Source organism: Nocardia sp. NBC_00511, from assembly GCF_045161165.1.
In the GTDB taxonomy this organism is placed as follows: Bacteria; Actinomycetota; Actinomycetes; order Mycobacteriales; family Mycobacteriaceae; genus Nocardia.
This window is the reverse complement of record NZ_CP107849.1, coordinates 133,330-147,962: the sequence shown is the minus strand read 5'-3', so window position 1 is coordinate 147,962 and position 14,633 is coordinate 133,330. Positions and strand designations below refer to the sequence as shown.

General features: G+C 67.8%; 13 protein-coding genes. 6 read left to right on the top strand and 7 right to left on the bottom strand.

Going from position 1 to position 14,633, the window contains the following annotated elements:
• Window positions 1-4: 4 nt before the first annotated feature.
• A complete protein-coding gene (xylB, locus tag OG300_RS00730; protein WP_405491035.1) occupies window positions 5-1,393 on the top strand; it encodes a xylulokinase in 1,389 nt (462 codons plus the stop codon).
• A gap of 8 nt (window positions 1,394-1,401) precedes the next feature.
• Here the strand turns inward: xylB and OG300_RS00725 are convergent, their stop codons facing one another.
• From OG300_RS00725 to OG300_RS00705, 5 genes are all read right to left on the bottom strand, one after another.
• Window positions 1,402-1,572 carry a ribbon-helix-helix protein, CopG family gene (locus OG300_RS00725; protein ID WP_405491033.1) on the bottom strand — a complete coding sequence of 57 codons (171 nt, stop codon included), beginning with the start codon at window positions 1,570-1,572 and terminating at the stop codon, window positions 1,402-1,404.
• Window positions 1,573-1,645: 73 nt separating this feature from the next.
• Window positions 1,646-2,305, bottom strand: a complete 660-nt coding sequence (locus OG300_RS00720; protein ID WP_405491031.1) for a TMEM175 family protein — start codon at window positions 2,303-2,305, stop codon at window positions 1,646-1,648.
• Between the two features lie 60 nt (window positions 2,306-2,365).
• Entirely contained in the window at window positions 2,366-3,841 is a 1,476-nt protein-coding gene (locus OG300_RS00715; protein WP_405491029.1) for an FGGY-family carbohydrate kinase, read from the bottom strand.
• A 1-nt stretch (window position 3,842) separates the two neighbouring features.
• Window positions 3,843-5,261, bottom strand: a complete 1,419-nt coding sequence (locus tag OG300_RS00710; RefSeq protein ID WP_405491027.1) for an L-fucose/L-arabinose isomerase family protein — start codon at window positions 5,259-5,261, stop codon at window positions 3,843-3,845.
• Window positions 5,262-5,353: 92 nt separating this feature from the next.
• Window positions 5,354-6,196 (bottom strand): glycosyl hydrolase family 32, encoded by an 843-nt coding sequence (locus OG300_RS00705; RefSeq protein ID WP_405491025.1) that lies wholly within the window; start codon window positions 6,194-6,196, stop codon window positions 5,354-5,356.
• A gap of 53 nt (window positions 6,197-6,249) precedes the next feature.
• On the opposite strand from OG300_RS00705, the gene OG300_RS00700 reads away from it, so the two are divergent.
• From OG300_RS00700 to OG300_RS00680, 5 genes are all read left to right on the top strand, one after another.
• Entirely contained in the window at window positions 6,250-7,341 is a 1,092-nt protein-coding gene (locus OG300_RS00700; protein ID WP_405491023.1) for a winged helix DNA-binding domain-containing protein, read from the top strand.
• Between the two features lie 75 nt (window positions 7,342-7,416).
• A complete protein-coding gene (locus OG300_RS00695; protein ID WP_405491021.1) occupies window positions 7,417-7,734 on the top strand; it encodes a type VII secretion target in 318 nt (105 codons plus the stop codon).
• Between the two features lie 4 nt (window positions 7,735-7,738).
• On the top strand, window positions 7,739-9,586 hold the full coding sequence (locus OG300_RS00690; protein WP_405491020.1) for a hypothetical protein: 1,848 nt from the start codon (window positions 7,739-7,741) through the stop codon (window positions 9,584-9,586).
• Between the two features lie 100 nt (window positions 9,587-9,686).
• A complete protein-coding gene (locus tag OG300_RS00685; RefSeq protein ID WP_405491018.1) occupies window positions 9,687-10,460 on the top strand; it encodes a hypothetical protein in 774 nt (257 codons plus the stop codon).
• A gap of 231 nt (window positions 10,461-10,691) precedes the next feature.
• Window positions 10,692-11,495 (top strand): hypothetical protein, encoded by an 804-nt coding sequence (locus tag OG300_RS00680; RefSeq protein ID WP_405491016.1) that lies wholly within the window; start codon window positions 10,692-10,694, stop codon window positions 11,493-11,495.
• Window positions 11,496-11,520: 25 nt separating this feature from the next.
• On the opposite strand, the gene OG300_RS00675 is transcribed toward OG300_RS00680, so the two are convergent.
• The gene (locus OG300_RS00675; RefSeq protein ID WP_405491014.1) at window positions 11,521-12,282 is read right to left on the bottom strand and encodes a tyrosine-protein phosphatase; all 762 of its coding nucleotides are present in this window, start codon (window positions 12,280-12,282) and stop codon (window positions 11,521-11,523) included.
• Window positions 12,272-14,434, bottom strand: a complete 2,163-nt coding sequence (locus OG300_RS00670) for a pyruvate, phosphate dikinase (protein WP_405491013.1) — start codon at window positions 14,432-14,434, stop codon at window positions 12,272-12,274. The genes OG300_RS00675 and OG300_RS00670 overlap by 11 nt, the downstream gene beginning before the upstream one ends.
• Between the last annotated feature and the right edge of the window lie 199 nt (window positions 14,435-14,633).

Sequence of the window (14,633 nt, the reverse complement as noted above, 5' to 3'; positions counted from 1 at the left end):
ACCAATGACGGTCGTAGCCGGTGTGGATTCGTCCACCCAATCCTGCAAGATCGTGGTGTGTGATGCCGACACCGGAGTGGTGTTGCGGCAGCGGCAGATTCCCCATCACGACGGCACCGAGGTGCCACCCGGGATGTGGTGGGACGCGCTACGCGCGGCCTGCGATCGGATGATGCGCGATGTGGAGGCCATCGCGGTGGCCGGGCAGCAGCACGGGCTCGTCGTGCTGGATGTGGCCGGGAATCCGGTGCGGGACGCGCTGCTGTGGAACGACACACGGTCCGCGGAGGCGGCCACGCAACTGGTGACCGAACTGGGCGGTCCGCAAGCTTGGGCGGACGCGGTGGGTAGTGTGCCGCTGGCCGCGCACACCGTGGCGAAGCTGCGCTGGTTCGCCGATCACGAACCCGAATTGGCCGACCGCACAGTGCGAGTGCTACTGCCGCACGATTACCTCACCTGGCAGTTGCGGGGTGGGGATCCGCGCACCGAACCCACCACGGATCGCGGGGACGCCTCAGGGACCGGGTACTGGTCACCGGCGGCCGGGGCGTATCGCACCGATCTGCTGTCGATGGCGTTTCGCGGACGAAATCCCGGACTGCCGCGCGTGCTGGCCCCCGCCGAGATCGCCGGGCACACCCCTGGCGGGCGGCTGGTGGCCGCGGGCACCGGCGACAATGCCGCTGCCGCACTGGGTCTGGGCATCGAAGACGGGGATGTGGTGATCTCGCTGGGTACCAGCGGCACGGTGTTCACCCGCGCCACCGAACCGAGCGCCGATCCCTCGGGGGCGGTCAACGGATTCGCCGATGCCACCGGAGCGTTCCTGCCCCTGGTCTGCACCCTCAACGCGGCCCGAGTCCTGGACGCCACCGCCGTCCTCCTGGGAACCGACATGTCCGGCCTGGAAGTCCTTGCGGCCCAATCCCCCGCCGGTGCCGACGGTCTGACTCTGCTCCCCTACCTGGCAGGCGAACGCACCCCGAACCTCCCCCACGCCACCGGCAGCCTGCATGGCCTGCGCCCGCACACCATGCGCCCACACCACCTGGCCCGCGCCGCCATCGAGGGCATGCTCTGCAATATCGCCGACGCCTTCGACCGCCTGCCGACGGTCCCGCGCCGAATCCTGTTGATCGGCGGCGCATCCCGCTCCCGCATGATCGCGCACGCCGCGGCCACCATCTTCGGCTGCACCGTCACCGTCCCGGAGCCGAGCGAATACGTGGCCCTCGGCGCCGCTCGCCAAGCGGCCTGGGCCCTGCGCGGCGGCCCTCGCCCACCCAAGTGGCCCACGCCGGGCGCGAGCGAATTCCATTCGGTCGCCGTCGGAATCGGGGCGGCGATCCGCCAGCGCTACGCCGACATCAGGGATGCCTACTACCCCTGACGCCCGATTCAGCCGTAGACGACGGAGTCGTCCGAGAGGTAGTCGTCCCAGGTCTTGTGCCGAGTGATGTAGGTGCGAACGGCGTCGCGAACCAGCTCCTGTTTGGAGCGTCCCTCGACCGCCGCCTGCGCGCTCAGCGCAGCTTCTTCGTCCTCGCTGAGCCGCAAAGTCCATGCCACCGGCAAGTCATACCATCCCGGAGACACACTGTCTGTAAAACGGGCGTCCAGTATGGAAACCGGAGGTTACCGATCAGAGCCGGTCGAGTCCGCCGATGCGCGGGGAGACAGCCGAATACACCTGTAAGGCGATGAGCAGGCCGATACTCAGGTAGGTGCTGATCGGGGACACGGCGACGCTCACCAGGTAGAGCAGCTGGAAGATGCCGATGCGGCGGCGGACGGCCGTGACGTCCTCGGATGGGGTGCTCTCGGCCAGCAGGTCGGCTCGGCGGGCGTAGCGCAGGCCCGCGAGTTGGACCAGGCCGAGGTAGAGCAGGTCGATCCAGTAGACGAGGACGGCCAGGCGGGATTGGGGGAAGGCCGCGAGCAGGGAGGTGGCGAACGGCACCAGGCAGATGCCGAACAGGAACATGATGTGGATCCAGGTGAGGGAGCGGTCGGCGCGTTCGAGCAGGTTCAGTTGGGTCTGCTGGCCGATCCAGAACATGCCCAGGGTGAGGAAGCCGAGCAGGCAGATGAGGAATTGGGGGCCGACGTGGGTGAGGGCCTGCCAGACCGGTTGTTCGTCGGAGACCGCGCCCGGTGACCACAGGGCTCGTGCGCGCCACGTCTCCTCGGCGGGGACTCGTAGGTCCAGCACCAGCAAAGTCATGGCGACAGCGAAGATTCCGTCGCTGAGCGCCCCGAGTCGCCCGAGATCCTGACCCGCGATCCGGTGATACCTACTCATGCGCCGGACATTAGCGGTGTGGGACCTCGTGCGCCCTATGAGAATTCGTGGGCACCTCGGTCACGGGGCGGCGCGGTGCTGTTCCCGCGCCAGGAAATGGGCTGTGGCGCGGGTGTTCTCGTAGAGGGTGCGGTAGTGGCGGTAGAAGGAGTCGTAGTGGCGGGTGCGAGCCGGGTCGGGCTCGACGGTGGCGATGACCGGGTTCCAGGATGAGGTGTCGCGGCCCTGGGATTCGGCGGCGAGGTAGGCGTTGCCGAGGGATGCGCCGATGGTGTCGGTCGGGAGTTGCTGTGGGAGGCCGGTGATGTCGGAGACGATGCGGGTCCACAGGCCGCCCTTGGTGCCGCCGCCGACGGCGACCAGGCGTTTGGCGTGCGCGCCCGCGTCCGACATGACCTCGAGGTTGTGGCGGACGCCGTAGCCGATGCCCTCGAGTATCGCGCGGTAGATCTCGGGGCGCTGATGGCTGAGGGTGAGTCCGGCGATGATGCCGCGGGCGTCGGGGTCGAACAGGGGCGTGCGTTCACCTGCGAAGTAGGGCAGCACCAGGAGGCCGCGGCTGCCGGGCGGGACCCCGGCGGCCTCCTCGAGGAGTTCGCCGAACTCGCCGCCGGTGAGGACCCGCAGCCAGTCGGTGACCGCGCCGGAGGTGGCCATGCCGGCGGCGGAAGTGTATGTGCCGGGCCAGGTTCCGCAGGTGGTCCACAGGCCGGGGTGTGGGCGCGGGAGGGTCAGGATCTGGGTGAGGAACATGGTGGTGCCGTACATCAGCATGATGTCGCCGGGCTCGCGGACGCCGACCCCGGCGGCCTCCGCCCAGGCGTCGATGGTGCCGGTGGTGACCGGCAGGCCCACCGGGAGGCCGGTCGCGGCGGCCGCCTCGGGGGTGATGCGGCCGACAACCTCTGTGGGCCAGGCCAATTCGGGTAGTCGCAGGCCGGGAGCCACGGATTCGGCCCAGTCGATGGCCCAGTCGCGGGCCATCAGGTCGTACATGGGCACGCACTGGCTGGCGGACTGGTGGTCGAGCACGTAGCGGCCGGTGAGGCGGTGCACCAGAAAGGAGCTGGCCATCAGCAGCATGCGGGTGGCCTTCCACACCTGCGGTTCGTGGCGGATCAGCCAGCGTAGCTTCGGGCCGACCGCCTGGCTGGTGAGCGGTGAACCGCAGCGCTCCAGCACGGTCAGCGGGCCCAATTCGGCTTCCAGTTCGGCGATTTCGACGCCGGCGCGGGTATCGACACCGTAGAGGATGGCCGGGCGCAGCGGGCGGCCGTCGACGTCGGCGGGCAGCAGGCACGGGCCGATGCCGCTCACGGCCAGAGCCTCGATCGGCTCGCCGTCGGCGCAGCGCACCAGTTCGCGGGTGAGAGCCACGAAGTCGGCCCACCAGATCGTTTCCGCGTCGTGTTCCACCCAGCCGGGGCGCGGGGTCGAAACACCGTGTGGTTTCTCGGCTCTCACGATGGCCTTGCCGTCCGGCCGGACCAGGACGCCTTTGGAGGTGGAGGTTCCGATATCGATTCCCAGGTACATGTCAACGCGCCCTGGTGAATTCGTCGACCGTGATGTCGAGTAGTTCGCACGCGGTGCGGACGGTGTCGCGGTGATCGCCCGGGACGGCGTGAATGTGGTTGGCTCCGAAGCGCGACAGGAAGTCACCGGCGTCGGCGTCCAGGCGGGCGAAGGCGTGCGGCCACTCCCAGGTGGACTGTTTCATCAGCGCTTCGTTGGTGACGTCGTCGTAGGATTCGAACTCGCCGAGCATCAATTGCATTCGGTAGGAACCGTTTCGGCGGGTGAAGCGGCCGAAGGTCATCTCTCCGGGCGCGGCCAGGTGGTGGACGGACGCGCCGCCCGCGGGGAAGAAGAACACCTCGGGGTACAGGTGCACGCGGGACAGGTTCTCGGCCGGATCGTCGCTGCGGGCCGCGTACCAGGTGGCGTGCTGGCCGGAGTTGCACAGATCCCAGATATCGCGGTCGGCGTGATAGTGGCGGACGTCGGCGAAAAGCACCGGCGTACCGGCGATCTGCTGGAACAGCTGCATGGTGAGCGCGCCGTCCATATCCGCCTCGGTGGCGCAGACGTGCGGCTGCTTCGGGCCGTTCCAGTCGTAGGGGTCGTTGAGGAACGCCTCGGTGATGTCCATGGTGGCGAAATACTGGGTGAGCTCCGGCTGGCCCTTGATGCCGGAGAAATCCAGGTGCCATTCGGCGATCAGGTCCCGCATGGCCAGGTACGAGCGGATCTGGCGTTCCAGGATTTCCGGGGTGAGTTTGCGGTCGTCGTAGTGCACTCCGGCCGTGGTGCGCTCCAGCCATTCCCGGGCGGCGCGCGCCTCACCGGCGTCGGCGAGTTCGGCGCGGCGCACGATCTCCCACTGGTCGATCTCCTCGACGTCGATACCGAAGAGGCGTTGCCACTGATCGGTATTGGCGACGGCGGTGTTCATGCCCATCGGGCGGCCACCGATGCGGCCGAAGGTCTTGCCGCGCAGACTCGCCACCGCCGCGGCCGCGCGGGCCCGCACCCCGATGGCGGCGATCAGTTCCGGATCGGCCGGGTCACCCCACAGTCGGGCGTGTTCGCGGCCGATCTGATCCAATGCGCCACCGGCGGCCAGCATCCCGACCATGCCCGGCTGCACCGGGTCGATATTGGACAGCAACAGCAGCGGGCCGTTCAGCGCGCCCGCCGCCAGCATGGTGAAGTGCGGGAACGCCCACACCGCGTAGTGCAGCACGGTGAGGTCGACGCCCGCGGCCTGCACCTTGCGGGACACCTCGACCGCCTGCTCGTTGCCGCCGACCGGTTCTACACCGCGAATCACGGTGTGCCCGGCCGCGGTCAGCTCGGCGACGAGCCGATCCTCCACCGTCCGAATGAAACCGACGATGCCGCCGTGCACATAATCGCGGCCGTCGGAAAAGCTGATCACGCCGATTCGGGCCATACTTGCCTGCCTCCCCGCACTGGGTGGACTCTCGACTCCCGTTCAGAATCCCAGTTCAGAACGATCGCCACGCCCGAAATCGGCACATTCGCTCAGTCGGCGAAGATCAAGGGGGCCAGCGCTACTCCGCCCTGCCCCCAGCCGCAGTGGGTGATCCAGTGGGTGTCACCGGCGGTGATCACCTCGGCGGCGTGGGCCGGGAGCCAAGCGATCCGGTCGGTCGGTTCGAAGTGAAAAGGGTTCCGGCTGCGGAAGATTTCGGTGCCGACGTAGTCGGGGCGCGGGCCGATCAGCAGATACCAGGCGTCGCCGTGACGCAGCACGAACGGGGATTCGGTATTGCCCGCGCCGGTGCCGGTGGTCGGGTCGGCGTAGGCGACGCGGCGATCGCTCCAGTGCAGCAGGTCGATGCTGGTGCGGTAGGCGACCACGTGGTTACCGCCGCGCGGAGTGGAATTCGCGCAGTAGTACATGACCCACCGGTCGCCGACGCGCAGCACCATGGGGTCACGGGCGTCGTAGCCGTCACGGAAGACCGGGGTTCGTGGGTGGCGGGTCCAGGTGACCAGGTCCGGGGAGGCGGCCAGGCCCATTCCCGTTGCGGTGCGGTCGATTCCGCCGCCGTCGTAGAACATGAAGTAGGTGCCCGCGTCGTGCACGACGAACGGAGCCCACAGGTGGGTTTCACCGTAGCCCGGAGCCACCGACAGCACCGGCGGGTGTTTGGTCCACGGCCCGTGCAGATCCGCGGCGGACGCGTGCGCGAACTCGGTCTCGTCGAACGGGTCCGCCGGTTCCGGGTGGGTGATGCCGAACAGATGCCACCGCGCGTCCGGCCCGCGGATCACGGTGTGATCGTTGATGTACCAGCGCCGACCGGGCTCGCTCGGGTCGTAGATGTGCCGGAATTCGCCCGCCCGCACCTGCCGTCGCACAGCCCCTCCAAGTAGGACACGAATGGTCCTAGTTGCCTCGCATACTGGGAAACATGCGAGAACTGTCGTTGCGAACTCTAAACCGCACCCTGCTGCTGCGTCAGCGGTTGACCGAACGGGTCTCGATGCCTGCCGCCGACCTGATCCGGCAGCTGATCGCGGTTCAGGGGCAGGACGCCAACTGGCCGTACATCGGGCTGTGGACGCGGCTCACCGACTTCCGCAACGAGCAGTTGAGTGAGCTGATCGAGCAGCGAAGCGTGGTGCGCGCCACCATGATCCGCCGCACCGTCCACCTCGCGCACGCCGACGATTACCGCTGGCTCTACCCCACCGTGCGTCCCGACAGTGCCGCGGCCTTCAACACGGCCTGGTTCCGCGACGATCTGGCGGGCCTCGACGCCGCCGAATTGGCCACCGCCGGAAAGGAACTCCTCAGCGGCCGCACCCTGCCCCGCCGCGAATTGGGCCGCGCACTCGCCGATCGTTTCCCGCATCGCGACACCGCCAAGTTGGTTCACGCTCTGGGCCATCTGCATCCGCTGGTCCACGACTCGGCGGCCGGTGCGTGGGGTGCCTGGCGCGGCCGTTCCGTCGCGGTCTCGCTGGCCGAGGACTGGCTCGCCGCGCCCCTGTCCCCCGGCCCGCAGGCCGAAACCATGGTCCTGCGGTACCTCGCGGCCTTCGGTCCGGCCACCGTCGCCGATATCCAAGCCTGGTCGGGAACCACCCGCCTGGCCCCGGTCGTCGAGCGCCTCCGCCCCGACCTCCGCACGTATCGGGACGACTCCGGGCGCGAACTCTTCGATGTCCCCGATGCTCCCATCGCCGACCCTGACCTGCCGGTTCCGGTGCGGTTCCTGCCCGCGTTCGACAATGCCCTACTGGCGCACAAGGACCGCCGTCGCGCGATCAGCGACGAGGATCGGGCCCGCATCGCGAAGATCGCCTCCGGTGGCGTGCCCATGTATCTGGTCGACGGATTCGTGCACGGCCGTTGGGATCTCGATGGGGAGGACATTCGAGTCACTCCCTGGCATCCTTTGTCGCGTGCCGATGAGAAGGCGGTTCGGGCGGAGGCGGAACAGCTGCTGCCAGCCATCACACCCAACTCCGAAGGCCGGGTCATCATCGAAAGCCGCTGATCAGACGCCTTCCACATCCGGTTAGCAACGTCGCAGCAATGGTACGGTTGCCGCGAATATCCGGGAGGGGAACTCATGGGCCTGAAAGTGACGCCCGCCTCGCTGACCGACGCGGCGAACACCATCGGAAAACTGCAGGACGGCATGAACGACGCCAAGGCCACGCCGCCGCTGGGCGCGAGCCGCGGCGTCGACGGCATGAAGGGTTCGGCCATCGCCGCCGCACTGGGCAAGGCGGACGCCGCCAGCTCGGTCGCCAAACAGGTGCTCAACGGGCGTTTTCAGCAGTTCTCGCAGGCCCTGTCCACCTCGGCCAAGACCTACCACGACACCGACACCGATGCGGCCACCAAGCTGTGGGCGATCGGCGAGCTGAACGACGGACAGGTCTGACCTCGTGGGCACGCCGAGCAAAGACCAGGTGCTGGCCTGGAACCCGCTGTCGCTGGCCGAGGTCGCGTCCGCCGCGAACGGCATCGTGATCACCATCGACAACGCCGCCGACACGGTGCAGCGCACCATCCACAACCTCGACTGGTCCGGCGGCGCGGCCACCGCCGCCCTCGGCCGCGCCGACCACGAATACACCCAGATCAAGGCCGTCGCCACGGCGTATTTCACCCTGGCCGACGCCTGCTCCCAAGCGTATTCGGCCATGCAGCCGATCATTTCGGACCTGCAATCGAGCGTGAAGGCCCTCGAAGCCGACAGCTACACCGTCGACCAGGACTTCACCGTCCACGACACCAAGAACGACAAGGCCCGCGCCGACACCGCGAAAAACGACACCATCCGACTACAGGCGCTGGCCGAATCTTTGGGCACCAGCGACGACACCTGGGCCGCCGAGATCACCACCGCCATCGCCGACATCGAAAAACTGGCACCCGTCACCAAGGTCGACAACACCTTGATCGGCCTCCTCACCGGCGGCCTCCAACAACCACCCCAGGACGCCTTCAACCCCGCCCTCGCCGCAGTGAAACTCCACGACGGCATCCCCGTCTCCACCGAAGGCCCCGACGGCAGCCGCCTCACCCTCACCCCCAACCCCGACGGCACCATCACCACCGCCCAATCCACCGTGGGCCCAGACGGTGTAATCACCACCAAAACCCACACCGGCCCCGGCGGCCCCGAAACCACCTCGGTCTCCACCCCACGCAACGACGGCACCGGCACCATCGACACCGTCACCACCGCCCCGGACGGCAACACCTCCCGCACCGTCTCGACGCCGAAGGGCGACGGCCGCATCAGCACCCGCCCGGTCTCCACCGACGGAACACTGGGCCCCGAAACCCTTTCCAGCCCTTTGGGAAACGGTGCCACCCTCACCGAAATCCCTGGCGCGGACGGCAAATCCGTCACCAATGTCCTCACTCGCCCGGACGGCTCCACCAACACCCAAACCTTCGCCATCGGCCCCGACGGCAAACAACAGCTGATTGCCATGGCCGACTCGCGAGGCACACGGTCCACTCAGGAACCGGACGGATCCATCTACACCCAGTACGCCGACGGCAAATCGGCTATGACCACCACACAACCCGACGGCAAGGTAGTCACCAGATTCAGCGATGGATCCGTGCTCGGATCTCCTGCCCCGGCGCCGGGACAGCCGAGCCTGGTGGCGTGGGATTCAGTGAAATCCTGGACGGGCAAGCAGTTCGGTGAGTTCTGGGACTCGACAACCGGCACATTCAGAGAGCATCCCGGCGCTATCACGACCGGTATCGTCGCCGACGCGGCTGGAAAGCAGATCGACCTCTCGAGCCAATCCATGGCGCAGCGGGCTCAGATACTCTCCCGGACGTCCGATGACGCCCTGACGAACATGGTCACTCAATTGGAAGCCGGCGACCCCGCCGCCGGGCGCAGTGCGGTCACCGCTGTCAGCACCGCCGATGATGCGGCAAACCTGGCGGCAAGGGCCGAAACACTAGGAAAGATCAGCAAATTCGGTGGACCCGTCGCCAGCGCCGGACTCGCGGCCTATGTCAATTGGCAGGACTGGGAACACGGGAAGCCCGCACCGGCCGCGATCGCGAATGCGGTGGGCACCACAGCCGGCGATATCGGCGGCGCATGGGCGGGTGCGGCGCTCGGCGCCCAGGTCGGGCTGATCGGCGGCCCCTTCGCAGAGGTCACTGTCCCAGTCTTCACCGTGCTGGGTGCGGCGGCAGGCGGTTGGTTCGGCGGCTCTCTGGGCGGCTGGGCGGCAGAAAAACCATTCGACAACTGACACTTCGAGGTAGGTACGCATGCACGTTCCTTGGCCCACTGAATTCGGCAGGTCGCCTCGGTGGCCGATCGCCGCAATCCTCATGTTCGGTGCAGCCTCGGTGTACTACGCAGCGATCACTGTCGGTGGACTGTCCGCCGGAGACGGTGGCCGGGCTCTGTTCGGACTATCGGGATTGCTGGTTTCGGCGTTGTTCGTGGTGCTGGGTGCCCTCCGCCTACGCCCACACCGGCCCACCTCCGCAGGTCGAATCCTGCTCGAACACAATGAGAACGGCGGGACCTCGGTTGCCGTGCCCGCATCGCGCTCGTCTTTCGTTCTGGGCTCGCTCCTGAGCCTGTTCGGTGGTGTTTTCCTGCTGATGATGGCAATCACCCGAATCGCCTCCCACTCGAGCGGTTCCGCGCAGGCCGCGCGCCTACTGCTGGCCGTGCCATTGTTGGCCGCTGCGATCGCCGCGATCGCAGTCGCGGCACTACTGGCGGCGGTACTGCGTGTCCCACGTCGACTCGTTTTGTCCGAGCAGGGCGTTCATCAGAACAACGGCGCGCTGGACCAGTACCTCCCGTGGGCCGCGATCGCCGAGGTGGAACCGGTCCGAGCTGACCCCACCGGTACCCGCTCGAAACGACGTATCCCGATGGTGCTGCTGCACCCGACCATCCCATCGGACATCGCGATTCTGTGGCGGTTCCGGTGGTTCCGGCAACGCACCTTCCTCGATGCGATCTCCATCCAGCCTGTCACCTACCCGGTCGACGGCGGATTGCTCTACTACACGCTCCGCTTCTACTGGCAGCACCCGGAATTGCGGCACGAGCTTGGGTCCGACGGGGCGATCGAGCGGATGCGGCGTGGGGATGTAGTGGGCTGAAACACAGCCGAGTTCCGTGGCCGGACGAATTCGGCAAGCCGCCATCGTGGCCGATCGCCGCAATGCGGATGTTCGGTTCTGGCTCTGTGTTCTACACGGCGGATCACTAGGCAGATAGGCGGAGAAACCATTCAGATGACGACACCAGGAAATCACTCGGATAACAGCACCGGCCCTGATTCGGTCCCGTGGCCAGATGAATTCGGGCGCGCCAGACCGCGGTTCCCCACCGTGGCGGCAACCATGTTCGCCTGCGCGGCGGTCTATTTCGCGATCGCGATGATTGTGGCACTTGCCGCCGGGCAGTTGCTGCGATTCGTGCTCGATGTGGGCGGGCTGGTCTTCGCGGGTGCCGCTGCGATTGTCCTCGTCGAACGGCTGCGACCGCGCAGGCCACTCACCTCGGGCACTGTCTCGATGGAGTCCGGCTCCGACGGCACTGCGGCGGTGGCCATTCCGATGAGTCGGCTGCTCGGCATCGCACTACCGACCGCATTTCTCGGCGGCGCGGTATTCATGGTCGCCCTCGCCATCGTGCGGATGACGGACCATCCGAACGACTCGGTACACCCGATCCGAGTGGTGACCAGCCTGTTCCTGATCGTCGTCGCACTCACCTGCCTGGCCATGGGCATGCTCATGGCGGCAGTGAGCCGAGTTCCACGCCGACTGGTGATGTCCGAGAACGGGATTCACCAGAACAATGGCTCGCTGGATCAGTATGTGCCGTGGTCGGCGATCGCCGCGATCGTGCCCACCGAAGCAGATCCGACGCAGGGTCGATCACGCCGACGAATTCCCATGGTCCTGATCGAGCCGAACACCGCATCGGATATCACTGTGCTGTGGCGGTTTCGGTGGTTCCGCCAGCACACCTTCCTGGATGTGATCTCGGTGCAACCGACTGCCTACCCGGTGAACGGCGGCCTGCTCTACTACACACTCCGCTTCTACTGGCAGCATCCGGAATTGCGACACGAACTCGGGTCCGATGCCGCGATCGAACGGATGCGGCGGGGCGATGTGATGGGGTGATCGTGCCCCGCCGCTGGGTGCGGTTCTAGTGCTGGTCGACCAGGGCGGTGTGGAGGTCGTCGAGCTCTTCCTGCGAAAGGCCGTTGGCCAGTAGCCATTTGGCTGCGCCGCCGTGGTCGGCGTGGAGGTTTTCCAGGAAGCCGAGCATTACCTGGGGGGTGATGGCGAGGATGCCGGTGTTGGCGGCGGGGAGGCCCTCGTAGGAGGGGAGGGCGTTGAGGCGGTCTCGGACTTTTTGCATGCGTTCGTTGGTGAGGATGTAGTCGGTGGCGATTTCTTCGGCGGGGACGCCTACGGCGTCGAGGAGGACTGCGGCCAGGACGCCGGTGCGGTCTTTGCCTGCGGCGCAGTGGAAGAGGACCGAGCGGGCGGAGGGGGTGATGATCAGGCGGACCGCGGCGACTATGTGGTCGCCGCTGCCTGCCAGGAGTTGGCCGTAGAGGTCGGTCAGGTCTACTCGGGTCTTGTCGGGGACCAGATCCCTTGCCGCGAGGGAGGACTGGGGGGATTTGCGGATGGGGAGGTTGGCGATTTCGACGGGGGCTTCGGAGATCAAGCCGTAGCCTTCTCGTTCGACTTCGTCGGGCAACCTCAGGTCGATCACCGTGCGCAGGTGCAGGTCGTCGACCAGGTGGGAGAGGTCTTCGGGGGTGGCCTGCTGCAGGGTGCTGGAGCGGAAGACCACGCCGAAACGGGTTGTGCCGCCGCCGATTACGGGGAGACCGCCGAGGTCGCGGACGTTGTCGATCTGGGCGAAGTCTACCCAGCGGGGGGTGTCAGTGGGCACGGCCGGCCGCCGCTTCCTCGGCGCGGGTGAGACCGCACAGGCCGATCAGGTCTTCGTGGAGTTCGAACCAGACGGTGTGGTAACTGTCCATGATGGGGCGGGCCACGTAGGTGTGGTCGCCCTCGGCGATGCGGTCGACGGCGCGGTCGAGGCGGTCGAGGTAGCGCGACAGGCGGGGGGCCGTGCGGCCGAGGCTCGCGATCAGATCGCGCAGGCTCTGGTGGGTTGCGTTGAGGCGGGCCAGGACCGAGGCGTCGTAGTCGGGGTCGCCGTGGTCGTTGACGGTGGCCGGATCCTTCATCTGCCAGTCGGTGATGATCACCTTGAGGTCGGCGTTGTAGACGCAGAACTCGTGGTAGGCGGTGGTCAGGGCGGCGGCGTCGACGGTTGCGCGCTCCTCTTCGAGCAGCTGCGCGAGGCGCGGGCGGCCCTCGGGGGTGAGACGGAAACCAGCGGGCGTGGTGGCGCACAGGCCCGTGGCGACCAGCTGCTCACAGCAGGCGGCGACCTCGGCGGCGTCGGCGAACAGGCTCAGTGCCAGGTTGTCGGCGTTCACCCGGCCCTTGATGCCGACCAGGCGCAGCACGGCCAGCTCTGTCACCGGGCCGTCTACGGAGACCTCCTCCTGCACAACGCTTTCCGGTGCGGCGGTGCGCTCTTCGAGGCGGGCGGCCAGCTGCTCGCCGGGGACACCCGCCCACTTGCCGAGCTGTGCGATGTCGTCGAGGACGCTCTGCTCGACCGGCTTGGCGGTGACCTCACCGGCGAGCACCAGACCGGCGCCGCCGTCCACCGTCACCGTGCGACCGGTCAGCGCGGCGACCACGCCGGGACCGCAACCGACCACGCACGGGCGGCCGAGCTCGCGGCTCACCAGCGCGGCATGCGAAGTGGTGCCACCCAATTCGGTGACGATGGCGCGGGCGGCGATCATGCCGTGCAGATCGTCGGGGCTGGTGGTGGGACGCACCAGGATGACATCCTCGCCCGCCTCGGCACGTGCCTCGGCCTCGTCGGGGTCGGTGACCACGATGCCGGAAGCCAGTCCGGGACAGGCGGATTCGCCGCGAGCGAGCGGCTCCTGACCGCCGGTCTCGCTGGAGGCCGGGCGCAGCACGTCGCGCACCTGATCGGCGGTGACGCGGTCCAGGGCCTCGTCGGCCCCGATCAGGCCCTCCTCGACCATGGCGACCGCCGCCCGCACCGCGGCGCGCGCGGAACGCTTGGCCGGACGCGACTGCAACAGCCACAGCACCCCGGATTCGACGGTGAACTCGACATCCTGGATATCGCGGCCGTCACGCTCCAGCAGCTGCGCGGCGGCGATCAGCCGCTCGTGCACTGCGGGCTGGGTGCGGGCCAGCTCGTCGAGCGGGCGCGGGGTGAGACGGCCGGACACCACGTCCTCGCCCTGACCGCCGACCAGCCACTCGCCGTACACCGGACCGTCGCCGGTGTTCGGGTTGCGGCTGAAAAGCACTCCGGTACCGGAGGATTCGTCGAGATTGCCGAACACCATGGCCTGCACGGTGACCGCGGTGCCGAGCGTGTCCGGCAGTCCGCGATGCGCGCGATAGGTCTTGGCGCGCGGGGAATCCCACGACCGGAACACCGCCTCGACCGCGCCGCGCAACTGCTCCCACGGATCGGCCGGGACGACGCCGTTCGCGTCGGCGAGCACGGTCTCGCGGTACTGGTGCACGAAACGGGTGCGGGTGTCCTGCGCGTAGTCGGGGTTGCGGGTCTCGGTGGCCAGCGCCTGCTGCACCGCATCGGTCATGCCGAGGTTCAGGACGGTGTCCATCATGCCGGGCATGGAGATCGCGGCACCGGAACGCACCGACACCAGCAGCGGACGATCCGGCGAACCGAAACGGCGGCCGGTGCCGCGCTCGATCATGGTGATGCCGTCGAGCACCTGCGCCCAGATCTCCTCGGCGATCACACCGCGCTCGGTGTAGTCGGCCCAGCCGTCGGTGGTGATCACGAACGCGGGCGGCACCGGCAAACCCAGCGCCCGCATGTGATCGATGCTCCACGCCTTGCCGCCGATCTTGTCCCGGGACAACCCGCAGGCGCCGTCGAGTTCGACGACGGTCACCGCGGCGCCCGCATCGACGGATCGCTGCTCGAGCTCCGCTCCGGCCGTCATGTCACTCCTTAGAGGTCGAGGATTCATTTCGCTCTCCAGCACTCCGCCGCCACTCCGGACGGCCCGCCGGGCCACATCCCGTCCCCCCACGGGACCACATGTATCGAGGGTGCCGCGTGGCCCGGCCCACACCCAACCCCCATCCCGATGACCGGAACCACCAGCGGTCATAACTGGACATCCGCCCGCAACCAGGCAC

Bases quoted from the DNA above. Each gene is read 5' to 3' on its own strand.
- OG300_RS00720 (WP_405491031.1), bottom strand. From the start codon at position 2,305: ATGAGTAGGTATCACCGGATCGCGGGTCAGGATCTCGGGCGACTCGGG.
- OG300_RS00715 (WP_405491029.1), bottom strand. From the start codon at position 3,841: ATGTACCTGGGAATCGATATCGGAACCTCCACCTCCAAAGGCGTCCTG.
- xylB (WP_405491035.1), top strand. From the start codon at position 5: ATGACGGTCGTAGCCGGTGTGGATTCGTCCACCCAATCCTGCAAGATC.
- OG300_RS00710 (WP_405491027.1), bottom strand. From the start codon at position 5,261: ATGGCCCGAATCGGCGTGATCAGCTTTTCCGACGGCCGCGATTATGTG.
- OG300_RS00670 (WP_405491013.1), bottom strand. From the start codon at position 14,434: ATGACGGCCGGAGCGGAGCTCGAGCAGCGATCCGTCGATGCGGGCGCC.
- OG300_RS00700 (WP_405491023.1), top strand. From the start codon at position 6,250: ATGCGAGAACTGTCGTTGCGAACTCTAAACCGCACCCTGCTGCTGCGT.
- OG300_RS00695 (WP_405491021.1), top strand. From the start codon at position 7,417: ATGGGCCTGAAAGTGACGCCCGCCTCGCTGACCGACGCGGCGAACACC.